The organism is Candidatus Blochmannia ocreatus (assembly GCF_023585745.1).
GTDB lineage: Bacteria > Pseudomonadota > Gammaproteobacteria > Enterobacterales > Enterobacteriaceae > Blochmanniella > Blochmanniella ocreatus.
Window position 1 is genome coordinate 203,671 of sequence record NZ_CP097762.1, and the last position, 20,103, is coordinate 223,773.

At 28.8% G+C, this 20,103-nt stretch carries 34 protein-coding genes, 4 tRNA genes and 1 rRNA gene; 36 read left to right on the top strand and 3 right to left on the bottom strand.

The genetic code is table 11. The features are described from left to right. Window positions 1-37: 37 nt before the first annotated feature. The gene (gene coaA, locus M9405_RS00840; RefSeq protein ID WP_250223396.1) at window positions 38-988 is read right to left on the bottom strand and encodes a type I pantothenate kinase; all 951 of its coding nucleotides are present in this window, start codon (window positions 986-988) and stop codon (window positions 38-40) included. Window positions 989-1,219: 231 nt separating this feature from the next. On the opposite strand from coaA, the gene M9405_RS00845 reads away from it, so the two are divergent. From M9405_RS00845 to rplQ, 33 genes are all read left to right on the top strand, one after another. Next, a tRNA-Thr gene (locus M9405_RS00845) sits at window positions 1,220-1,292 on the top strand. Between the two features lie 21 nt (window positions 1,293-1,313). Beyond that, window positions 1,314-1,395 (top strand) — tRNA-Tyr (locus M9405_RS00850). A 64-nt stretch (window positions 1,396-1,459) separates the two neighbouring features. Next, window positions 1,460-1,531, top strand: a tRNA-Gly gene (locus M9405_RS00855). A 19-nt stretch (window positions 1,532-1,550) separates the two neighbouring features. Continuing rightward, window positions 1,551-1,624 (top strand) — tRNA-Thr (locus tag M9405_RS00860). 123 nt (window positions 1,625-1,747) lie between these two features. Then, window positions 1,748-2,218, top strand: coding sequence for a bacterioferritin (gene bfr / locus M9405_RS00865; RefSeq protein WP_250223397.1), 471 nt, complete (start codon window positions 1,748-1,750; stop codon window positions 2,216-2,218). Between the two features lie 312 nt (window positions 2,219-2,530). Continuing rightward, a complete protein-coding gene (gene rpsJ / locus M9405_RS00870; protein ID WP_250223398.1) occupies window positions 2,531-2,842 on the top strand; it encodes a 30S ribosomal protein S10 in 312 nt (103 codons plus the stop codon). A 91-nt stretch (window positions 2,843-2,933) separates the two neighbouring features. Then, window positions 2,934-3,584 (top strand): 50S ribosomal protein L3, encoded by a 651-nt coding sequence (rplC, locus tag M9405_RS00875; RefSeq protein ID WP_250223399.1) that lies wholly within the window; start codon window positions 2,934-2,936, stop codon window positions 3,582-3,584. After that, complete coding sequence (gene rplD, locus M9405_RS00880) at window positions 3,585-4,211, top strand: 50S ribosomal protein L4 (protein ID WP_250223400.1); 627 nt, start codon at window positions 3,585-3,587, stop codon at window positions 4,209-4,211. It begins immediately after the preceding gene. Then, entirely contained in the window at window positions 4,208-4,513 is a 306-nt protein-coding gene (rplW, locus tag M9405_RS00885) for a 50S ribosomal protein L23 (RefSeq protein WP_250223401.1), read from the top strand. The genes rplD and rplW overlap by 4 nt, the downstream gene beginning before the upstream one ends. Before the next feature lie 33 nt (window positions 4,514-4,546). After that, window positions 4,547-5,380, top strand: a complete 834-nt coding sequence (rplB, locus tag M9405_RS00890) for a 50S ribosomal protein L2 (protein ID WP_250223402.1) — start codon at window positions 4,547-4,549, stop codon at window positions 5,378-5,380. A gap of 13 nt (window positions 5,381-5,393) precedes the next feature. After that, complete coding sequence (gene rpsS / locus M9405_RS00895; protein ID WP_250223403.1) at window positions 5,394-5,681, top strand: 30S ribosomal protein S19; 288 nt, start codon at window positions 5,394-5,396, stop codon at window positions 5,679-5,681. A gap of 62 nt (window positions 5,682-5,743) precedes the next feature. After that, window positions 5,744-6,073, top strand: a complete 330-nt coding sequence (gene rplV, locus M9405_RS00900; protein WP_250223404.1) for a 50S ribosomal protein L22 — start codon at window positions 5,744-5,746, stop codon at window positions 6,071-6,073. A gap of 24 nt (window positions 6,074-6,097) precedes the next feature. Next, window positions 6,098-6,811 carry a 30S ribosomal protein S3 gene (rpsC, locus tag M9405_RS00905; RefSeq protein WP_250223405.1) on the top strand — a complete coding sequence of 238 codons (714 nt, stop codon included), beginning with the start codon at window positions 6,098-6,100 and terminating at the stop codon, window positions 6,809-6,811. 11 nt (window positions 6,812-6,822) lie between these two features. Next, on the top strand, window positions 6,823-7,230 hold the full coding sequence (gene rplP, locus M9405_RS00910; protein WP_250223406.1) for a 50S ribosomal protein L16: 408 nt from the start codon (window positions 6,823-6,825) through the stop codon (window positions 7,228-7,230). Further along, window positions 7,227-7,436, top strand: coding sequence for a 50S ribosomal protein L29 (gene rpmC, locus M9405_RS00915; protein WP_250223407.1), 210 nt, complete (start codon window positions 7,227-7,229; stop codon window positions 7,434-7,436). The genes rplP and rpmC overlap by 4 nt, the downstream gene beginning before the upstream one ends. A gap of 22 nt (window positions 7,437-7,458) precedes the next feature. Continuing rightward, window positions 7,459-7,719, top strand: coding sequence for a 30S ribosomal protein S17 (rpsQ, locus tag M9405_RS00920; RefSeq protein WP_250223408.1), 261 nt, complete (start codon window positions 7,459-7,461; stop codon window positions 7,717-7,719). Between the two features lie 122 nt (window positions 7,720-7,841). Further along, entirely contained in the window at window positions 7,842-8,213 is a 372-nt protein-coding gene (gene rplN, locus M9405_RS00925; RefSeq protein WP_250223409.1) for a 50S ribosomal protein L14, read from the top strand. Window positions 8,214-8,228: 15 nt separating this feature from the next. Beyond that, the gene (gene rplX, locus M9405_RS00930) at window positions 8,229-8,549 is read left to right on the top strand and encodes a 50S ribosomal protein L24 (RefSeq protein ID WP_250223410.1); all 321 of its coding nucleotides are present in this window, start codon (window positions 8,229-8,231) and stop codon (window positions 8,547-8,549) included. 11 nt (window positions 8,550-8,560) lie between these two features. Beyond that, complete coding sequence (gene rplE, locus M9405_RS00935) at window positions 8,561-9,100, top strand: 50S ribosomal protein L5 (protein ID WP_250223411.1); 540 nt, start codon at window positions 8,561-8,563, stop codon at window positions 9,098-9,100. Between the two features lie 39 nt (window positions 9,101-9,139). Continuing rightward, window positions 9,140-9,445, top strand: a complete 306-nt coding sequence (gene rpsN, locus M9405_RS00940) for a 30S ribosomal protein S14 (protein ID WP_250223412.1) — start codon at window positions 9,140-9,142, stop codon at window positions 9,443-9,445. Between the two features lie 54 nt (window positions 9,446-9,499). Further along, window positions 9,500-9,895 carry a 30S ribosomal protein S8 gene (rpsH, locus tag M9405_RS00945; RefSeq protein ID WP_250223413.1) on the top strand — a complete coding sequence of 132 codons (396 nt, stop codon included), beginning with the start codon at window positions 9,500-9,502 and terminating at the stop codon, window positions 9,893-9,895. Further along, window positions 9,885-10,448, top strand: a complete 564-nt coding sequence (gene rplF / locus M9405_RS00950) for a 50S ribosomal protein L6 (protein WP_250223414.1) — start codon at window positions 9,885-9,887, stop codon at window positions 10,446-10,448. The genes rpsH and rplF overlap by 11 nt, the downstream gene beginning before the upstream one ends. Before the next feature lie 28 nt (window positions 10,449-10,476). Beyond that, the gene (gene rplR, locus M9405_RS00955; RefSeq protein ID WP_250223415.1) at window positions 10,477-10,836 is read left to right on the top strand and encodes a 50S ribosomal protein L18; all 360 of its coding nucleotides are present in this window, start codon (window positions 10,477-10,479) and stop codon (window positions 10,834-10,836) included. A gap of 19 nt (window positions 10,837-10,855) precedes the next feature. Then, window positions 10,856-11,359 (top strand): 30S ribosomal protein S5, encoded by a 504-nt coding sequence (gene rpsE, locus M9405_RS00960; RefSeq protein WP_250223416.1) that lies wholly within the window; start codon window positions 10,856-10,858, stop codon window positions 11,357-11,359. Window positions 11,360-11,368: 9 nt separating this feature from the next. Further along, window positions 11,369-11,548: a 50S ribosomal protein L30 gene (gene rpmD, locus M9405_RS00965; RefSeq protein ID WP_250223417.1), complete on the top strand. Its 180-nt coding sequence runs from the start codon at window positions 11,369-11,371 to the stop codon at window positions 11,546-11,548. A 6-nt stretch (window positions 11,549-11,554) separates the two neighbouring features. Then, the gene (rplO, locus tag M9405_RS00970; protein WP_250223418.1) at window positions 11,555-12,001 is read left to right on the top strand and encodes a 50S ribosomal protein L15; all 447 of its coding nucleotides are present in this window, start codon (window positions 11,555-11,557) and stop codon (window positions 11,999-12,001) included. Between the two features lies 1 nt (window position 12,002). After that, window positions 12,003-13,349: a preprotein translocase subunit SecY gene (gene secY / locus M9405_RS00975; protein ID WP_250223541.1), complete on the top strand. Its 1,347-nt coding sequence runs from the start codon at window positions 12,003-12,005 to the stop codon at window positions 13,347-13,349. Between the two features lie 31 nt (window positions 13,350-13,380). After that, on the top strand, window positions 13,381-13,497 hold the full coding sequence (rpmJ, locus tag M9405_RS00980) for a 50S ribosomal protein L36 (RefSeq protein ID WP_250223542.1): 117 nt from the start codon (window positions 13,381-13,383) through the stop codon (window positions 13,495-13,497). A 68-nt stretch (window positions 13,498-13,565) separates the two neighbouring features. Further along, entirely contained in the window at window positions 13,566-13,925 is a 360-nt protein-coding gene (rpsM, locus tag M9405_RS00985; protein WP_250223419.1) for a 30S ribosomal protein S13, read from the top strand. 43 nt (window positions 13,926-13,968) lie between these two features. Beyond that, window positions 13,969-14,364, top strand: coding sequence for a 30S ribosomal protein S11 (rpsK, locus tag M9405_RS00990; protein ID WP_423775042.1), 396 nt, complete (start codon window positions 13,969-13,971; stop codon window positions 14,362-14,364). Window positions 14,365-14,412: 48 nt separating this feature from the next. Next, window positions 14,413-15,036 carry a 30S ribosomal protein S4 gene (gene rpsD / locus M9405_RS00995; protein WP_250223420.1) on the top strand — a complete coding sequence of 208 codons (624 nt, stop codon included), beginning with the start codon at window positions 14,413-14,415 and terminating at the stop codon, window positions 15,034-15,036. A gap of 31 nt (window positions 15,037-15,067) precedes the next feature. Next, on the top strand, window positions 15,068-16,066 hold the full coding sequence (locus M9405_RS01000; protein ID WP_250223421.1) for a DNA-directed RNA polymerase subunit alpha: 999 nt from the start codon (window positions 15,068-15,070) through the stop codon (window positions 16,064-16,066). Between the two features lie 43 nt (window positions 16,067-16,109). Beyond that, window positions 16,110-16,499: a 50S ribosomal protein L17 gene (rplQ, locus tag M9405_RS01005; RefSeq protein ID WP_250223422.1), complete on the top strand. Its 390-nt coding sequence runs from the start codon at window positions 16,110-16,112 to the stop codon at window positions 16,497-16,499. A gap of 61 nt (window positions 16,500-16,560) precedes the next feature. Here rplQ and fmt read toward each other — a convergent pair whose 3' ends face one another. Then, the gene (fmt, locus tag M9405_RS01010; protein WP_250223423.1) at window positions 16,561-17,559 is read right to left on the bottom strand and encodes a methionyl-tRNA formyltransferase; all 999 of its coding nucleotides are present in this window, start codon (window positions 17,557-17,559) and stop codon (window positions 16,561-16,563) included. A gap of 25 nt (window positions 17,560-17,584) precedes the next feature. Further along, window positions 17,585-18,082: a peptide deformylase gene (gene def, locus M9405_RS01015; protein WP_250223424.1), complete on the bottom strand. Its 498-nt coding sequence runs from the start codon at window positions 18,080-18,082 to the stop codon at window positions 17,585-17,587. A 261-nt stretch (window positions 18,083-18,343) separates the two neighbouring features. Between def and M9405_RS01020 the strand changes: the two genes are divergently transcribed. The 3 genes from M9405_RS01020 (at window position 18,344) to rrf (ending at window position 20,049) form a co-directional block, all read left to right on the top strand. Next, a complete protein-coding gene (locus tag M9405_RS01020; RefSeq protein ID WP_250223425.1) occupies window positions 18,344-18,907 on the top strand; it encodes a Sua5/YciO/YrdC/YwlC family protein in 564 nt (187 codons plus the stop codon). A 30-nt stretch (window positions 18,908-18,937) separates the two neighbouring features. After that, window positions 18,938-19,819, top strand: coding sequence for a shikimate dehydrogenase (aroE, locus tag M9405_RS01025; protein WP_250223426.1), 882 nt, complete (start codon window positions 18,938-18,940; stop codon window positions 19,817-19,819). Between the two features lie 110 nt (window positions 19,820-19,929). Beyond that, window positions 19,930-20,049, top strand: a 5S ribosomal RNA gene (rrf, locus tag M9405_RS01030). Window positions 20,050-20,103: the final 54 nt, after the last annotated feature.

Genomic DNA, 20,103 nt, shown 5'->3' on the forward strand with positions numbered 1-20,103 from the left:
TAGTAACCTGTAATTTTCGTGTATAATTGTAATATTTTTAAAACTTTCTCAAATACACATTATTTATCACATGATTTTTCCCTTTTTTTAAAATTAGGTGAGCTCTATTCCTAGAAGGTAAAATATTTTTTTGTAAATTTAATCCATTTACTTTGCTCCAAAAATTAGATGCTACACATACTATTTTTTTTTTAGATAATCTTGAATAACGATAAAAATAAGAATTAGGATTAGAAAAACTGGTAAAACAAAATTTTAAAAATCTATTGATATACCATTCTCGTAACAAATATTCTGGAGCATCTACATAGATTGAAAAATCAATAAGATCAGACATAAAAAAATAAGAAGAACTACCGTTATAATAATTTTGTAAAATATTTAATCCCTCCAAAATTAGAATATCTGGTTTGTAAATTATTTGTTTTATATTTGGCACTATGTCATAGTTCTTATGTGAATATATAGGAATAGCAATATGATGTGCTCCTGATTTAATTTGTAAAATAAAATTAATTAATTTAATCATATCATATGATTGTGGAAAACCTTTTTTTTTCATTAGATTGCGTTTTTGCAACACTTTATTATTATGTAAAAAACCATCAGTTGTTACTAATTCTACAATACGATGCTGAGGCCATCTACTTAACAAAATTTGTAATATTTTAGCAGCAGTACTTTTACCAGCCGAAACACTACCAGTAATACCAATAACATATGGTGTGGTTATATATTGTGTTGTCTGTATATTTTTTGGAAGTGACTTTAAAATGCTTTGACGATCTACATTTAAACAATAATATAAATTTAAAAGTTTGGATAATGGCACATAAATATCTATTATATCATTAATAGAAAGATGATTATTAATTTTTTTTAAATTAAAAATATCTGTTTGAGATAGCGTCAACATCTCTCCCTCTCGAAGAGATGACCAACTTTTTCGATTAAAAATAAAAAACGGAACATATGAAGTATATGACATATTATTGTATTATATTATGAATGTTTTATTTTTTTTAGTGTACTCTCCACTTAAATACTTGATCAAAGTAAAATGTTTAATTATAATATTATAATTAAAATTTTATTAAATAATAGTTTTGTCCTTAATAAAATTCTTATTAGGAATAATTTAAATGATTCTATAGTTTTTAATACAATACTAATCATAAATTATTATGAGGTTTATTATTTGACTAGAGAAAATATAGCAGCCGGTATAGCTCAGCAGGTAGAGCAACTGATTTGTAATCAGTAGATCAAAGGTTCAAATCCTTTTGCCGGCATATAAATTAAGAGATGATTGTGATGGGGTTCCCGAGCGGCTAAAGGGAGCAGACTGTAAATCTGCCGTCATAGACTTCGAAGGTTCAAATCCTTCCCCCATCATTTTGACTTTTTTATTTTTACTAAAAATCTATTTTATAGCAATAAACCCTATACATTTAGTATAGTGGGCATCGTATAATGGTTATTACCTCAACCTTCCAAGTTGATGATGTGGGTTCGATTCCCACTGTCCGCTCAATATATTATAAAAATATGCTGATATAGCTCAGTTGGATAGAGCACACCCTTGGTAAGGGTGAGGCCAGCAGTTCGAATCTGCTTATCAGCATGATAGGTTGTAATCATTCATATACATAATTTTTTATGTATAAAATTTAACACTTAATTAACACTTTTATTACTCATTACAACATTAAAACACGAGTTAATATATAAAAAATCAGGAGTTTTTATGAAAGGTGATAATCAACTAGTAACTCATTTAAATAATTTATTAAGTGATGAACTAATTGCAGTTAATCATCATTTTTTGCATGCAAAAATTTTTGAAAATTTAGGTTTAGAGCGTCTTAACAACATTGAAAAAAAAGAATACATAGAAGAATTACATCATGCAGATCTATATGCACAACGTATTTTATTTTTAGAACAAACCCCTATGTTAAGAACATTTGAAAAATTAAATATAAATAAAAATATTGAAGATATTTTACGCGCTGACCTTGATTTAGAATATAATAGCATCAATAGTATTAAAAATGCCATCAAATATGCAGAATCAATATTAGATTATATATCTAGAGATATAATGATTCAGATATTATCTGATGAAGAAAAACACGTTGATTTTATAAAAAAGGAACTAGATCTTATAATAAGCATTGGTATGGAAAATTATATTCAATCTCAATTAAAAAAGTAATTTGCATATATATTGAATTAAGGTGATGATATTTTATAGAAAAAATATTTCTTAAATATAAGAACTCTATTCTGAACTAATTTTATTGTTGGTTGCTGATGCGATAAATTCAATTAGTTTGTTTCTTAAAAATGATAAATAGTAAAAATATTTAGGCGTTGTTTTCTCGGTTTTTCAAAACATTATTACAATATATAATATATGTAAATTAATTTTTAATTTAAACTAAACTAAATTAGTCAATCATAAAATACAAAGTATTTTATGTATAATTTTTAAAACACTTATTAATAAAGAGCTTAAACTTTAAATATGCACAATCAAAGAATCCGTATTCGTTTAAAAGCATTTGACCATAGATTAATAGATAAATCAACCGTAGAAATTGTTGAAACTGCTAAACGTACTGGAGCTCAAGTACATGGTCCTATTCCATTACCTACCAAAATAGAACGCTTTACTATTTTAATTTCTCCACATGTTAATAAAGATGCAAGAGATCAATATGAAATAAGAACACATAAAAGATTAATAGATATTGTGGAGCCCACTGAAAAAACAGTGGATGCTTTAATGCGATTAGATTTAGCGGCAGGAGTTGATGTACAAATTAGCCTGGGTTAATAATTTCAATCATAATAAAATATACATTACTCTAAACTTTAAAATTAAAATACAAATATTCTATCTAAAATAAAAGGTTATTTTTGTAATAATGAACGGACTAATTGGTAAAAAAGTCGGTATGACTCGAGTATTTGACAAAAACGGTAATTCCATTCCTGTTACTATCATTGAAATTACTCCACATAGAGTTACTCAAATAAAAAATATTAAAAAAGATGGATACTGCGCAATTCAATTAACTACTGGTAATAAAAATAAAAAACATATTAACAAACCAGAATCTGGTCACATGATAAAATCAGGAATACAGTTAGGTCGAGGGTTATGGGAATTTCGTTATAAAAATGATGTTAATGATGTTACATTAGGAGATATTATTACTATACAAATATTTATAAATACTAAAAAAGTTGATATTACAGGATATTCAAAAGGTAAAGGATTTTCTGGTACTATAAAACGTTGGAATTTTCACATGCAAGACGCAAGTCACGGCAATTCTTTATCTCATAGAGCTCCAGGATCAATTGGACAAAATCAAACCCCAGGAAGAGTATTCAAGGGAAAAAAAATGGCAGGACATTTAGGTAATGATAGAATCACAATACAAAACCTTGAAGTAATACAAGTGGATATAAAATGCAATTTATTACTAGTTAAAGGATCTGTACCGGGCGTAATCGGTGATAATTTAACTATTAAAAAATCTATTAAAATACAAAATAACAGGAATATATAAATGGAATTAGAAATAAAAGATTTTTTAAAATGTACAAATGAATACAATACAATTAATGTTTCTGATAAGATTTTTAGATATCCTTTTAAACCAAATCTTATACATCAAATTGTATCTTCTTACTTAATTAACTCTCGCCGGGGGACCAAATCGCAAAAAAGTCGTTCAGAAGTATCAGGTTCTAATAGAAAACCATGGAGGCAAAAAGGTACTGGAAGAGCACGATCTGGTTCCATAAAAAGCCCAATTTGGCGTTCCGGGGGAGTCACATTTGCATCAACACCTAAATTATATACACAGAAAATAAATAAAAAAATGTACAAAAATGCAATAAGAAGTATTTTATCTAAATTAGTTTGCGAAAAACGCTTATTTTTGATAAAAAATTTATTTTTAGATACTCCAAAAACTAAAAATTTTTTAGAAAAAATACAAAAAATAACACTAAAAAAACGTATATTAATAATTACAGATATTCTAGATAGAAATGTAATTCTAGCATCGCGTAATGTTTACAAAATAAAAATAATTACTGAAAAACATATAGACCCAATAAATCTAATTAATTTAGATACAACTTTTATTGCCGATACTGTTATTAAAAAAATTGAGAATCAATTAATATGACTTACAAAGAACGTTTATTAAAAGTTATACAATCTATACATATTTCTGAAAAAACTTCAATGCAGTCAGAAAAATATAATACTTTTGTGTTCAGGGTTGCAAAACACACTAATAAGACAGATATAAAAGATGCCGTAAGAATGTTATTTTCTGTAGAAATAAACCATATTAATACTATAACTGTATCTGGAAAATATAAAAGAATTTCTAAAAAAAATCATTTTGGACGTCGAGATAATTGGAAAAAAGCATATGTTACTTTAAAAAAAGGACAAAAAATAGATTTTATTAATACAAAATAAATCAATTAATAATTAATATGGAACTTTTAAAAAATGCCTATAATCAAATGTGACCCCACGTCTCCAGGAAGACGACATGTCGTAAAATTAGTTAATGTTGATTTATATAAAGGCCGACCTTATCCAGCGTTATTATCTAATAAAAATACACATAAGTCAGGTGGGCGAAATAATTATGGAAGAATTACTATTCGTCATACTGGAGGAGGACATAAAAAACTGTATAGAATAATTGATTTTAAACGCAATAAAGATAAAATTCCGGCAATAGTAACACGTGTAGAATATGATCCAAATCGTTCAGCAAATATAGCATTATTATCATACCAAGATGGAGAAAAACGTTATATTTTAGCGCCTAAAGGTATAAAAATGCGTGATATAGTGATGTCTGGATCGGATGTTCCAATAAAATTAGGTAATACTTTACCAATGAAAAATATCCCAATTGGATCAACCGTTCATAACGTAGAAATAAAACCAGGAAAAGGTGGTCAATTAGCTCGTTCTGCAGGAACTTATGTACAAATTGTAGCACAAGATAATGAATATATGATATTACGTTTAAAATCTGGAGAAATACGTAAAATTTATTCCACGTGTCGCGCAACTATTGGAGAAGTGGGTAATTCTGAACATATGTTACGGATGTTGGGTAAAGCCGGTGCTAGTAGATGGAGAGGTATACGTCCTACTGTACGTGGCACTGCTATGAACCCTATTGATCATCCGCACGGAGGAGGAGAAGGAAAAAATTTTGGCAGACACCCTGTTTCCCCATGGGGGATGCAAACTAAAGGCAAAAAAACACGCCATAATAAACGTACTAATAAGTTTATATTATCTTATAGAAAAAATAAAATTTAAAGGTTAAAAATTTATGCCACGTTCTATTAAAAAGGGTCCATTTATTGATTTACATTTACTGAAAAAAGTTGAAAAAGCTATAGAAACAGGAGATAAAAAACCCATAAAAACTTGGTCAAGAAGATCAACAATATTTCCAAGAATGATCGGGCTCACATTATCAATACATAATGGACGAAAACATATACCGATATTTATTTCAGATGAAATGGTTGGGCACAAATTAGGTGAATTCGCTCCAACTCGAACATACCGGAGTCATTCAATTGATAAAAAAATAAAAAACACTGCAAAAAAATAATACATGGTATGTATACAAGAACTTTATATAGTTTTTATAGATAAAAACAGAGGACAGTTAATGTGGAAACAATTGCTAAATGTCGTTATATTCGTTCTTCTGCGCAAAAAATGCGTTTAGTCATTAATATGATACGTGGAAAAAAAGTATTACAAGCATTAGAAATTTTAAAATATACAAATAAAAAACCAGCTAGATTAATTAAAAAAACCTTAGACTCTGCAGTTTCTAACGCAGAGCATAACAATGGTTTGAATATTGATAATTTAAAGATTATTAAAATTTTTGTCGATACTGGACCTACTATAAAAAGAATTATGCCCCGAGCTAAGGGAAAATCAGATAAAATTATGAAAAGAACTAGCCACCTTACTATAGTGGTATCTAATTAAAATATATTAACTGGAGTATATAAGATGGGCCAAAAAGTACATCCAAATGGAGTACGTTTAGGAATTATAAAAACCTGGCATTCTACTTGGTACGCGGGTAATAAAGATTTTTCTGCTAATTTAAATAATGATTTCAAAGTACGTAAGTTTTTAACAAAAAAACTTTCAAAAGCGTTGATATCTCGTATAATAATTGAACGTCCTGCAAAAAGCATACGAGTGACGGTTTATACAGCTAGACCAGGGTTGGTTATTGGAAAAAAAGGCGAAGATATTGAAAAACTAAGAAAAAATATTGCAAACATTTCAAATGTTCCTACTCAACTTAACATAGCTGAAGTTCGTAAACCAGAATTAGATGCTAAGTTATTAGCAGATAATATTGCATCTCAGTTAGAACGTAGAATTATATTTAGACGTGCAATGAAACGTGTTGTACAAAGCGCTATGCGTTTAGGAGCTAAAGGAATTAAGGTGGAAATAAGTGGTAGATTGAGTGGAGCAGAAATTGCGAGAACCGAATGGTATAGAGAAGGGAGAGTACCATTGCATACTTTACGTGCCGATATAGATTATGGATTTGCAGAAGCACACACTACATATGGAGTAATTGGAACTAAAGTTTGGGTGTTTAAAGGAGAAATTTTAGGTAATATACTTTTTACTACCGGATATTTAGAATCTAAATCAATAGATGATAGTAGTATCACTAAATTAAAAAATAAAACTCGTACATAAAAGGCAATATAATGTTATTACAACCAAAACGCACAAAATTTCGTAAAATGCATAAAGGTCGAAATCGAGGTATTGTAGTAAACGATAAAATTAATTTTGGAGATTTTGCTCTAAAAGCTGTTAGTCGAGGAAGATTGAAATCTTGTCAAATTGAATCTGCGCGTCGTGCAATTAGTAGAGCAATTAAACGTCAAGGAAAAATTTGGATTCGAATATTTCCAGATAAACCTATTACTATTAAACCATTAGAAGTGCGTATGGGTAAAGGTAAAGGTAACGTAGAATATTGGGTATCACTAATACAACCAGGAAAAATTTTATATGAAATAAATGGAGTATCAAAAGAAATAGCATTTAATGCTTTTAAATTGGGTGCGTCAAAATTGCCAATACAAACCACTCTAATCAGTAAATTATGAAAAATAAAAATAAATTAAAAAAAATATATAATGAAGCTACTAACAATGTTTCATCACAATTAGAATTAATAAATATGTTACGTGAATATTTTAATTTACGTTTACAATTAAAATCTAACCAATTAAAACAACCGCACTTGTTAAAAAAAGTACGTCGCAATATAGCATCTCTCAAACATTATTTATCTAAAAATAATAATATATAAAATAAAAGAGGTTGTGTATCTTATGATAAAGAAAGTTCGAATCGTTTTGGGTCGTGTTATAAACAATAGAATGCAAAATTCTGCTGTCGTTGCTGTTGAAAAATTAGTTAAACACAAAAAATATGGAAAATTTGTCAAACATACAACTAAATTACATGTACACGATTCTAATAACGAAGCAAATATTGGCGATATTATTGCAGTTAAAGAATGTAGACCTATATCAAAAACAAAATCTTGGATTTTGACATCTATTATTAAAAAATCAAATTTTATTGTTTAGTTTTAATATTTAATTAAAATAACAAATAAATTTATTCCGATAAAAAAGAAATTTAATGATAATTTTTGTAAATAATTAATATTTACATGTTATAAATCCTTTACTATTATGGAGTATTATGTGTGATTCAAGAACGTACTATTTTAGATGTCGCTGATAACTCCGGCGCACGATATGTAATGTGTATTAAAGTTTTAGGTGGATCTGGGCGTCGTTACGCCAGTATAGGAGATATTATCAAAATCGCTGTTAAAGAAGCTGTACCCAGGGCAAAAGTGAAAAAAGGTGATGTATTAAAAGCAGTAGTAATACGTACGAAAAAAGGAATACGACGTTTAGATGGATCTATTATTAGATTTGATAGTAATGCCTGTGTGTTATTAAACGATATAAATTCCCAGCCTGTAGGAACTAGGGTTTTTGGTCCTGTAACTCGTGAATTAAGACACGAAAAATTTATGAAAATTGTTTCTTTAGCCCCAGAAGTACTATAACGGAGAATAATTAATATGGCAGCTGCTAAAATTAAATGTAACGATGAAGTAATAGTTTTAAGCGGAAAAGATAAAGGAAAACGAGGAAAAGTAAAAAAAATTATTTACAATAAAGGTAAAGCAATAGTAATTGGAATCAATTTGATAAAGAAACACCAAAAACCCATTCCAAATAAACATCAGACAGGAGGAATTCTTGAAAAGGAAGCGCCGATTACACTTTCTAATCTTGCAGTGTTTAATCCTGCTTTAAATAAAGCAGATAAAATAAAATTTACAATACGACACGGAAAAAAAATACGTATATTTAAATCTACTGGAGATATTGTTAAATAATTGGATTCTATATGGTTAATTTACATAATTATTACAAAAGTGAAATAGTAAAAGATCTACTTCAAAAGTATCAATATAAATCTGTTATGCAGGTCCCAAAAGTTATAAAAGTTACTATTAATATGGGGATAGGAAAAGCTACAACTAATAAAAAATTCCTAGAAAAAGCTATAAAAGATCTAATGATGATTTCTGGACAAAAACCAATCATCACTAAAGCACATAAATCTATATCTAGTTTCAAAATTCGTAAAGGCCAATCTATAGGTTGCAAAGTAACCTTACGAAAAACACGTATGTGGGAATTTCTTGAAAGATTTATTTATATTACTATGCCACGTATTAGAGATTTTAGAGGATTATCTCTCCGATCATTTGACGGAAGAGGAAATTATTCTATTGGAATACATGAACAAATAATTTTCCCAGAAATTGATTACGATACTGTTGATGATATGCGAGGCATGAACATTACTATAACTACTAATGCTAATTCTGATAATGAAGCGCATGCTTTATTAAGTTCTCTACATTTTCCGTTTAGAAAATAATTCTATCACATCTTATATTATAAAAAAGAACAATAAATTATGACTAAAAAATCTATAAAAGCACGTGAAGCCAAACGTGTTAAATTAGTAAAAAAATATTACAAAAAACGTATTACATTAAAAAAACTTATTGTTAATCAGCTAGTTTCTGAAGATGAACGTTGGAATGCTGTATTAAAACTACAAACTTTACCGAGAGATTCCAGTCCATCAAGGCGTAGAAATCGTTGTAACCACACCGGACGTCCTCATGCTTTTTTGAGAAAATTCGGATTAAGTCGTATGAAAATACGAGAAGCTGCTATGCGAGGAGAAATACCTGGCTTGAGAAAAGCAAGTTGGTAATATAAAAAACATTACTATTATACTATACAATTTATTTTATATTATGGAGTTATAATGAGCATGCAAGATCCAATTGCAGATATGCTGACTGCAATACGTAATGGGCAAATTTCTAAAAAAGAAAAAATTTTTGTACCATCGTCCAAAATAAAAATAGCAATAGCTAATGTCTTAGTTGAAGAGGGTTTTATAAAAAAGTATAATACACATGATAATGTCAAACCAATATTAGAAATATTTTTAAAATATTTTTACAAAAAAAGACCTGTCATAGACAAAATATTACGTGTCAGTCGACCCGGATTACGAATATATAAAAAATATAAGGATTTACCTAAAGTAATATCTGGTATGGGGATCGCTATTATTTCTACTTCTAAAGGCGTTCTAACAGATAAAAAAGCCCGGCAGTTTAAAATAGGTGGGGAGATTATATGTTATGTTTTATAATATAAAAAATAATACCGAACTACGCACATATAATATTGTAATTCCTACACCAAATAATTTAACAATAAAATTAAAAAATTGTAGTATTTTTATTACCGGAGTGCTTGGTACTTTACAACACACATTAAATAAGTCAGTTTCTATTAAATTAGATGAAAAAAAAAATATCTTATTATGTACCAAACAAACGAATTATAAAAATAAGGCTTTAATAGGTACAACACGAGCTATTATCAATAATATGATTATTGGAGTAGAGACAGGATTTAGTAAAACTTTACAACTAACAGGAATAGGGTATCGTGTAACAATAGAAAATAACATAGTAAAATTACTAGTAGGATTATCCCACGCTATCAATTATAAATTACCAATTGGTATTATAGCAACTTGTCCAAATACAACCGAAATAACATTAAAGGGTATAAATAAACAACTTGTTGGGCAAACTGCCGCAAATTTAAGAGCATTAAGACCGCCTGAACCTTTCAAAGGAAAAGGTATTCGTTATAGTGATGAAATAGTATACAATAAAGATACTAAAAAAAGATAATTATTATTTGTTGAGAATTATATATTTTATGAATAAAAAAAATGCTCGAATTAAACGAGCAAAAAAAACAAGAAAAAAATTATGTAAATTAGATGTCACTAGATTGGCAGTATACAGAACCTCTAGGCATATTTATGCACAGATAATTTCAAAAGATAATTCAAAAACATTAGTAGCAGCATCTACTATGGAACAAGCAATATCAAAACAATTACATAATAGTAATACTGGAAATAAAAATGCTGCAGCTATAGTAGGACAAAAAATTGCAGAACGTGCAATAAAAAAAGGTATTATTGATGTATCTTTTGATCGTTCTGGATTTAAGTATCATGGAAGAATTAAAATGTTAGCAGATTCTGCTAGAAAGTTTGGATTAAAATTTTAAAAATACAAAAGGATATAATATGAAATATACTGAAAAACAATCTAGTGAATTACAAGAAAAATTAATTACTGTAAATAGAGTTTCTAAAACAGTTAAAGGCGGACGTGTATTTAGTTTCACAGCTTTAACTGTAGTCGGAGATACTAATGGACGAGTGGGATTTGGATATGGTAAAGCTCGTGAAGTTCCATCAGCTATACAGAAATCTATGGAAAAAGCTCGTCGTAATATAGTAGTTATTCCCTTATATAAAGGCACTTTACAATATGCAGTAAAAGGAACGCATACAGGATCCCATATTTATATGCAACCTGCATCTGAAGGCACTGGAATTATTGCTGGTACCACAATGCGCGCTATACTAGAAGTAGTGGGAATACATAATGTATTAACAAAAGCTTATGGTTCTACTAATCCTATTAATATAGTACGTGCAACTATGAAAGCGCTAAAAACTATGATGTCACCAAAAATAATTGCAGAAAAACGAGGCAAATCTATTAAAGAAATTTTAGGTTATTAAATAATAATTATGTTAAAAACTATTAAAATTACTCAGATTAAAAGTTCTATTGGTTGTAAACCAAAGCATAAAGCAACTCTGCGCGGATTGGGATTATCTCATATTGGAGATACCGTTAAAAGAACTGATACCCCTGAAATTCGAGGTATGATTAAACTGGTGTATTATATGATTAAAATGGAGAAATAAATTGTTATGTATCTTAATACTCTCTATCCTGCTATAGGAGCAAAACACAAAACTAAACGAATATGTCGCGGAATAGGGTCTGGTTTAGGAAAAACAGGAGGCAGAGGACATAAAGGACAAAAATCTCGTTCTGGAGGAAGAATACATATTGGATTTGAAGGAGGTCAAACACCTTTATATCGTAGATTGCCAAAATTTGGGTTTTCTTCACTTAAATCTACTATAACTCAAGAAATTAAATTATCTAATCTTTCTAAGATTAAAGATAAAATAATTGATTTACATGCTCTGAAAAAACATAAAGTTATAAAAAAAAATACAAAGTTTGTAAAAATTATAATGTCTAAAAAATCTATTAAATTTCCTGTTGTAATATGTAATTTACGAATTAGTAAAGGAGCAAAAATGGCTATATATGCAGCAGGGGGCAAAATTCAAGGAGAAATTAATTGAAATGATTACAATTACTAATAAACGACGCGCTTCATCCACCTTTCACAGTATTAAAGGTAGTTTTCATGAATTAAAACGCAGAGTAATATTTGTAATTGGAGCTTTGATTATTTTCAGAATTGGATCGTTTATTCCAATACCTGGCGTAGATTTAATTATCTTATCAAAAATTTTAGAACAACAACAAGGCACAATTATTGACATGTTCAATATGTTTTCCGGAGGTTCATTAAGTCGTGCTTCTATTTTCAGCTTAGGAATTATGCCATATATTTCAGCTTCAATAATTATACAATTGTTAGCAACAATACATCCAACTCTAATAGAAATTAAAAAAGAAGGTGAAAGCGGCAGAAGAATCATTAATCAGTATATTCGTTATGGTACTTTAATATTAGGAATATTACAATCAATTGGAATTGTAACAACTTTACCGAGAGTGTCAGGGTTAGTTATTGATCCAGGTTTTTCTTTTTATTGTATAGCAATCATTAGTTTAGTATGTGGTACTGTGTTCCTAATGTGGTTAGGAGATCAAATCACTAATAAAGGTATAGGAAATGGCATATCAGTTATTATTTTTTCTGGAATTGTTGCCGGATTACCTGCAGCAATAGGACAAACTATAGAACAAATAAGACAAGGAGCATTACATTCTTTAATGTTAGTGTTAATTAGCGTTTTGATATTTATTATTACTTTTTTTGTTGTATTTATGGAAAAAGGACAACGTTGTATTTTAGTGCATTATGCTAAACGTCAACAAGGACGTCGTATCTACGCTGCTCAAAGTACACACTTACCACTGAAAGTTAACATGGCTGGAGTTATTCCAGCAATCTTTGCTTCCAGTATAATCCTGTTTCCAGGCACTATTATTTCTTGGTTTGGTAACAGCACTCATTGGAGATGGTTAAATATCATATCTGTATATTTACAACCTGGTCAACCATTATATATTTTACTCTACGCAACAGCTATAATGTTTTTTTGTTTTTTTTACACATCCTTAGTATTTAATCCCAAAGAAACAGCAGATAATCTAAAAAAATCGGGTGCATTTTTATCAGGAATAAGACCAGGAGAACAAACTGCAAAATACATTAATAAAATAATCACACGTTTAACTTTAATTGGTGCCATATATATCACATTTATTTGCTTAGTTCCAGAATTTATGCGAATTACCATGCAAGTGCCTTTTTATTTTGGTGGAACATCTTTACTCATTGTTGTGGTAGTGATTATGGATTTCATGACTCAAATACAAACATTAATTATGTCTAGTCAATATGACTCTGTATTAAAAAAAGCTCATTTAAAAAATTATAAAAACTATAATGAATAAAATTTTTATTAAAAATGCATATGAGGTGATTATGAAAGTACGCGCATCAGTGAAAAAATTATGTCATCATTGTGAAATAATAAAAAGACACAACGTAGTTCGTATAGTATGTCGCGTAGATAAAAAACATAAACAAAGACAAGGTTAATCTTTACTTTAAATCATACTATCTTTAAATATATTAATAAAAATATTGAAAACAGAAGGAGCATATCAGTGGTACGTATAGCAGGAGTTAATGTTCCTGATAAAAAACATGTAATTATTGCATTGATGTCTATTTATGGTATAGGAAAATCACGTGCTCGTTCAATTTGTTTACACACAGGAATAAATGAAAATACACAATTATGTCAATTATCTGAAATATACATAGATAAATTAAGAAATGCAGTAGACAAATATGTAGTAGAAGGAGATTTACGACGTGAAATTACTTTAAAAATTAAACGTTTGATAGATTTAGGTACTTACAGAGGCTCTCGTCATCGTCGGCATTTACCAGTAAGAGGACAAAGAACTAGAACAAATGCTAAAACTTGTAAAGGACCACGTAGTAGATTAGTAAATAAATAATTAAATAAATCTCTAATAAACATAACAAAACAGAAATATAAAAATGATCAAATCATCTAACGTAAGAACACGAAATCGAAAAATCATAAAACAAATTATAGACGGTGTAGCACATATACATGCATCATTTAATAACACGATCATTACTATCAGTGATAAACAGGGTAATACTCTCGGTTGGACAACAGCTGGTGGTTCAGGATTTCGTGGGTCTCGTAAATCTACTCCATTTGCTGCTCAAATAGCAGCGGAAAAGTGCGCTGAAATAGTTAAAGAGTATGGAATAAAAAATTTAGAAGTTATGATAAAAGGACCTGGACCTGGCAGAGAATCGGCAATACGCGCATTAAATACAGCAGGATTTCATATAATCAGTATTACTGATGTTACTCCCATTCCTCATAATGGTTGTCGTCCTTCTAAAAAACGTCGTGTGTAATTCTATTATATCCCATATGAACTAACTTTTCAAAGGAAACAAAATTTTATGGCAAAATATCTAAAACCTAAATTAAAATTAAGCCGTCGTGAGGGTACTGATTTATTTTTGAAATCTGGTATTCGACCGATTGATTCCAAATGTAAACTTGAAAAAATTCCAGGACAACATAATACACGTAAGTCTCGATTTTCAGATTACGGAATGCAACTAAGAGAAAAACAAAAAGTTAAACGTATATATGGTATATTAGAACGTCAATTTTCTAAATATTATAGACATGCCGCTCGCATCAAAGGTAATACGGGAGAAAATTTATTAAGATTACTAGAAAGCAGATTAGATAATGTTGTATATCGTATGGGTTTTGGGGCAACGCGCGCTGAAGCGCGCCAAATAGTAAATCATAAAAGTGTAATAGTGAACAATACCATTGTGAATATAGCCTCTTATCAAGTTTTACCCAATACTACTATTAAAATACGTGAAAAATCACATAAACAATCTAGAATTCATGCTGCTTTAGACCTTGCGGAGCAACAGCGAGAACAATCAGCTTGGATTGAAGTAAATAAAAAAATCTTACAAGGGATATTTGTACGATATCCAGAACGTAATGAATTATCTGCAGATATAGATGAACATTTAATTATTGAATTATATTCAAAATAAAAAAATTCACTAAAATATAAGAGATATAATAATGCCAAATTCTTTTACAGAATTTTTAAAACCACGTTTAGTAAATGTTGAACAAATTAGCAAAACACATTCCAAAATTACATTAGAGCCATTAGAAAGAGGCTTTGGGCATACATTAGGTAATGCTTTACGTCGAATATTACTATCTTCCATGCCTGGATACGCTGTAACAGAAGTAGAAATAGATGGTATATTACACGAATATAGCACTAAAGAAGGTATACGAGAAGATATTTTAGAAATTTTACTAAATTTAAAGAAATTAGCTATTAAAATAGAAGGAAAAGATAATGTAACTTTACATCTAAATAAATCTGGCATAGGTACTGTGTTAGCAAATGATATTATATGTGATGATAGTAATATCAAAATTATTACACCAAATCACGTAATTTGTCATATAACTGATGACAATACATCTATAAACATGCATATTAAAGTACAACATGGGCGAGGTTATGTGCCTGCTTCTTCTAGATTTCATCCTGACACTGATAATACGATACCGATCGGTCGGTTATTATTAGATGCATGTTATAGTCCAGTTTTAAGAATTTCTTATACAGTAGAATCTGCTCGGGTTGAACAACGCACCGATTTAGATAAACTAATTATTGATATGGAAACGAATGGCACTATAGAACCGGAAGAAGCTATAAAGAGAGCAGCTACTATCTTATCAGAACAACTTGAAGCTTTTATTGACTTAAAAGATACACAAAAACCGGAACACCAAGAAGAAAAACCAGAATTTGACCCGATACTATTAAGATTAGTAGATGATTTAGAACTTACGGTACGTTCTGCTAATTGCTTAAAAGCAGAATCTATTCATTATATTGGAGATTTAGTGCAACGCACAGAAGTCGAACTTCTTAAAACTCCTAATTTAGGAAAAAAATCTTTGACAGAAATAAAAGACATATTAGCTGCTCGTGGATTATCACTAGGAATGCATTTAGATAATTGGCCCCCAAAAAATATTGCAGATACTCAATAAAATTACTATAAATAATCTATCTTAAATATATAGAGAATCTATTATGCGTCACAGAAAAAATCGTTTTAAATTTAACAGAACTTATACTCATCGTAAATCTATGTTTAGAAATATGATGAATTCATTAATATTTCATCACATAATAAAAACTACTTTACATAAAGCCAAAGCATTACGCAGCCATATTGAACCATTAATAACACGCGGTAAAATAGATACTGTTTTTAATCGTCGATTAATCTTTTCTAAAATCAGAAATAATAATGCTGTTACAAAATTATTTACACAAATAAGCCCGCATTTCTTTAATAGATCAGGAGGATACACTCGTATTTTAAAATGTGGATCACGCAAAGGGGACAATGCGCCAATGGCATATATTGAATTAGTTGAACGTTCTAAATTTTCAATAAATAAAAATAATAAGAATTAATAAAAAGTTTTCTAATTTTATTGAGAAAAACATTTAAAAATCTTATACTTTAAATATTGTTTCAGTTTAGAATAGAACCAGGAATAAACCAAGATTTATATGCATTTAAAATATCCCGAACGGGTAATTTTTTTTTTCCTGAAATTTGTAATACTGTAAGTTTTAAAATCCCCGATCCAGTTAATACATTAATACCATTGGAACTCACTTCCAATATAGTACCAGGCAATTTCTGATTAAAGAATGTTTCTGATTTACACTGGAAAAGAAAAGGAAATTTTTTTTGTTGTTGATTATAAATTTCAGCACTCCATACTCTTATACAAAAATTTTTGACATAAAAATAACTAACAGGCCAAGGGTTAAATGCACGAATATATCGGTCTAATTGTATTGCTGGAAATACCCAATGAATTCTTGCTTCTTGTTTACAGATTTTATATGCATATGTAACTAAATTTGTATTTTGTACCGTAGGCTTACATACACCTAACACTAAATCTGCGATTACCTTTAATAACAATGACGATCCTAAACTCGCTAATTTATTAGATAAAGTATAAGTAGTATCAGTTGGCAAAATTTTACAAAATTCAGTTCTTAAAATATTACCCGTATCAATACCAGCATCCATTTGAATTATAGTTACTCCTGTAATTTTATCACCATATTCTAACGCGCGTTGAATGGGAGCTGGGCCCCGCCAACGCGGTAATAACGATCCATGTACGTTAATACAACCTAACTTAGGTATATTTAATATTGCTTGTGGTAAAATTAATCCATATGATACTACTACTATCAAATCTACAATATCTTTTTTTATAATTGATAAAATATCAAAAACAGATAAATCATTAGATTCAAAAAATGGTATAGAATACTGCTGAGTAATTTTATATAAAGAAGGAAATAGCTGTTCCTTAGATGATATTTTTTGACGTTGAGTAAAAACAGCTGTTATTTTGCATCCAGAAAAATTAACCAAAGCATACAAATGCTTTGCAGCAAAAACTGCAGTACCGAAAAAAACAATACGTAAGAAACTTTTTTTTTCCATAAAATTAATAATTTTAAATTAAATATTAATTCTTTAAAGTAGTATCGATATTTTTATTGATATCGTTAATTTTGGATACAGGCAAATAATCAATAAACAATTTACCAAATAGATGATCAACTTCATGTTGAATACAAACTGCTAATAAATCACTAGCTTCTATTTCAAATTCATTACCATATTGATCTAATGATTGTACTATTATCTTTTTGGATCGAGTCACTGATTCATGTACTTGGGGTATTGATAAACAACTTTCTATAATGCTAATTGTACCTGTCCTTTTCTTAATAATGGGATTTATAAAAACTAAACGTTCTTTTTTATTATTATAAAGATCAATAGTAATAATTTGCTTATGAATATTAATTTGTGTTGCAGCCAAACCAATTCCTTTTTTATGATACATAGTATCAAACATATCAGATATAACCTTTGCAATATCAGGAGATATTAATGTTACAGGATCCGCTATCTTCCTAAGTCGATAATCAGGATAATATAATATTTCTAATATAGACATAAATAATTTTTAAATTCAATTAAAAAATAAATCTTTTTTGTTAATTTGTTTATATTTCTAATATAATTAGTGAAAATTGACTTTTTGATACTTAAAATATTTCTATAACAAAAATCCTATTTTTAATAAACTTGGATATTGAATCAAAAATTATTGTAACATACAATACCAAAAATATTTAAAAATATTAATGTATTGAACACGCAATTTTATCTAACTATTAAACAACAATAATCATATTATGGTAATACTATAGAAATAATGATAAACATACCTAATATACAGCAGTTAATTACAAAATTAAAACAAGGCAAAACAATTATTTATCCAACAGAATCAGTGTTTGGATTAGGATGCGATCCTGATTGTAAAATTGCAATATATAATTTATTAAAAATTAAAAAAAGATCCTGGAAAAAAGGTTTAATTTTAATTGCAGCAGATTATACGCAATTAATTAGATATATAGATGATAGCAATTTAAGTAAAATACAAAAAGAAAGAGCTTTTTCGACTTGGCCGGGTCCAATAACCTGGGTTTTTCCGGCGCGTATTAATAACTGTTCCCATTGGTTAACGGGAAAATTTTCTTCTTTAGCTATACGAATCACTTGTTTTGAACCAATTAAACATTTATGTTTAGAATTCGGAAAACCTCTAGTATCTACTAGTGCTAATTTATCTGGTTATCCTCCTGCAAAAACGTTAAAAGAAGTGTACAAACAATTCGGATATAAAATACCTATAATGCATAAAAATGTGTTGGGTAGACCCAATCCCTCAGAAATTAGAGATGTTATAACAGGTAAATTAATTCGTAAGTAAAACAATTTAATTTATTAAGGAAATAAACAAATGGTATCTTTTGCCGTTTTTGGTAATCCAATTAAACACAGTAAATCAGCAGAAATTTATGCATTATTTGCAAAAGAAATTGGAATATCACAACAATATAATTTATATTTAGCATCGAAAAATAATTTTCATTATCTATTAAATAATTTTTTTAAATCCGATGGATTAGGAGCTAACATCACTGCTCCATTTAAAGAACAAGCATATTTCTTATGTAATAAATTAACTAAAAGAGCTAAAATAGCTTGTTCTGTTAATACAATAAAAAAAATAAAAAATAATATTTTACTAGGTGATAATACTGATGGAATTGGGTTAATTAGTGATTTTAAACGTCTTAATTGGATAAATAAAAGCAATAATCATTTTGACATCACAGAAACCAACGAAATGACTGCAAACATATTATTAATAGGTGCTGGAGGCGCGTCCAAAGGTATTATACCTGTGCTATTAACACACATAGCAACAGGATATCATATACATGTAGTGAACAGAACCTTCTCTACAGCAGAAAAATTAGTAAATTTGTATTATAATTTGGGATGGAAAAATATATCATGTATACCGTTAAATAAATTATTTTTTGATATAAACACAAAATATAGTTTAATTATTAATGCTACTACTAGTAGTGTTAATAACTCTGTTCCAGAAATACCACCATTTGTTATTAATCCTACAACAAAATGTTATGATTTATTTTATCAGAGTCAAGATACATCATTTATAACATGGTGCAAAAGACATGGAGCAAAATATTGTTCAGATGGATTAGGTATGCTAGTAGAACAAGCGGCTCATGCATTCTTCTTATGGCATAACATATTACCTAATACAAATTCTGTAATACATTATTTACGATCCTCAATGCAAATATAAAATACATTATTTAAATTAAATTACTTTACTTTTTATAATATTTCTAATACAATCCAAATGTATTCGATATATTAGAATACTATATTTAATAGTATTAAATAATAAATATACCTGGCAACATCAGCGCGATAGAACCACCTGATAATACCCATTCCGAACTCAGAAGTGAAATGTCGTAGTACCGATGGTAGTGTGAGGATTCCTCATGTGAGAGTAGGGGGTTGCCAGGTAATTAAATATTTAAATTTATTATAAATAAATTGTAATTTCTTACACGATAAACA

Coding starts and splice junctions, on each gene's coding strand:
- rplB (WP_250223402.1), top strand. CDS start 4,547: ATGCCTATAATCAAATGTGACCCCACGTCTCCAGGAAGACGACATGTC.
- rplD (WP_250223400.1), top strand. CDS start 3,585: ATGGAATTAGAAATAAAAGATTTTTTAAAATGTACAAATGAATACAAT.
- rplF (WP_250223414.1), top strand. CDS start 9,885: ATGTTTTATAATATAAAAAATAATACCGAACTACGCACATATAATATT.
- aroE (WP_250223426.1), top strand. CDS start 18,938: ATGGTATCTTTTGCCGTTTTTGGTAATCCAATTAAACACAGTAAATCA.
- rpmC (WP_250223407.1), top strand. CDS start 7,227: ATGAAAAATAAAAATAAATTAAAAAAAATATATAATGAAGCTACTAAC.
- rplO (WP_250223418.1), top strand. CDS start 11,555: ATGTATCTTAATACTCTCTATCCTGCTATAGGAGCAAAACACAAAACT.
- rplX (WP_250223410.1), top strand. CDS start 8,229: ATGGCAGCTGCTAAAATTAAATGTAACGATGAAGTAATAGTTTTAAGC.
- M9405_RS01000 (WP_250223421.1), top strand. CDS start 15,068: ATGCCAAATTCTTTTACAGAATTTTTAAAACCACGTTTAGTAAATGTT.
- def (WP_250223424.1), bottom strand. CDS start 18,082: ATGTCTATATTAGAAATATTATATTATCCTGATTATCGACTTAGGAAG.
- rpsS (WP_250223403.1), top strand. CDS start 5,394: ATGCCACGTTCTATTAAAAAGGGTCCATTTATTGATTTACATTTACTG.
- rpsC (WP_250223405.1), top strand. CDS start 6,098: ATGGGCCAAAAAGTACATCCAAATGGAGTACGTTTAGGAATTATAAAA.
- rpsE (WP_250223416.1), top strand. CDS start 10,856: ATGAAATATACTGAAAAACAATCTAGTGAATTACAAGAAAAATTAATT.
- fmt (WP_250223423.1), bottom strand. CDS start 17,559: ATGGAAAAAAAAAGTTTCTTACGTATTGTTTTTTTCGGTACTGCAGTT.
- rpsD (WP_250223420.1), top strand. CDS start 14,413: ATGGCAAAATATCTAAAACCTAAATTAAAATTAAGCCGTCGTGAGGGT.
- rpsH (WP_250223413.1), top strand. CDS start 9,500: ATGAGCATGCAAGATCCAATTGCAGATATGCTGACTGCAATACGTAAT.
- rpsK (WP_423775042.1), top strand. CDS start 13,969: ATGATCAAATCATCTAACGTAAGAACACGAAATCGAAAAATCATAAAA.
- secY (WP_250223541.1), top strand. CDS start 12,003: ATGATTACAATTACTAATAAACGACGCGCTTCATCCACCTTTCACAGT.
- rplC (WP_250223399.1), top strand. CDS start 2,934: ATGAACGGACTAATTGGTAAAAAAGTCGGTATGACTCGAGTATTTGAC.
- rpmD (WP_250223417.1), top strand. CDS start 11,369: ATGTTAAAAACTATTAAAATTACTCAGATTAAAAGTTCTATTGGTTGT.
- rplR (WP_250223415.1), top strand. CDS start 10,477: ATGAATAAAAAAAATGCTCGAATTAAACGAGCAAAAAAAACAAGAAAA.
- rpsJ (WP_250223398.1), top strand. CDS start 2,531: ATGCACAATCAAAGAATCCGTATTCGTTTAAAAGCATTTGACCATAGA.
- rplE (WP_250223411.1), top strand. CDS start 8,561: ATGGTTAATTTACATAATTATTACAAAAGTGAAATAGTAAAAGATCTA.
- coaA (WP_250223396.1), bottom strand. CDS start 988: ATGTCATATACTTCATATGTTCCGTTTTTTATTTTTAATCGAAAAAGT.
- rplQ (WP_250223422.1), top strand. CDS start 16,110: ATGCGTCACAGAAAAAATCGTTTTAAATTTAACAGAACTTATACTCAT.
- bfr (WP_250223397.1), top strand. CDS start 1,748: ATGAAAGGTGATAATCAACTAGTAACTCATTTAAATAATTTATTAAGT.
- M9405_RS01020 (WP_250223425.1), top strand. CDS start 18,344: ATGATAAACATACCTAATATACAGCAGTTAATTACAAAATTAAAACAA.
- rpsQ (WP_250223408.1), top strand. CDS start 7,459: ATGATAAAGAAAGTTCGAATCGTTTTGGGTCGTGTTATAAACAATAGA.
- rpsN (WP_250223412.1), top strand. CDS start 9,140: ATGACTAAAAAATCTATAAAAGCACGTGAAGCCAAACGTGTTAAATTA.
- rplW (WP_250223401.1), top strand. CDS start 4,208: ATGACTTACAAAGAACGTTTATTAAAAGTTATACAATCTATACATATT.
- rpmJ (WP_250223542.1), top strand. CDS start 13,381: ATGAAAGTACGCGCATCAGTGAAAAAATTATGTCATCATTGTGAAATA.
- rplP (WP_250223406.1), top strand. CDS start 6,823: ATGTTATTACAACCAAAACGCACAAAATTTCGTAAAATGCATAAAGGT.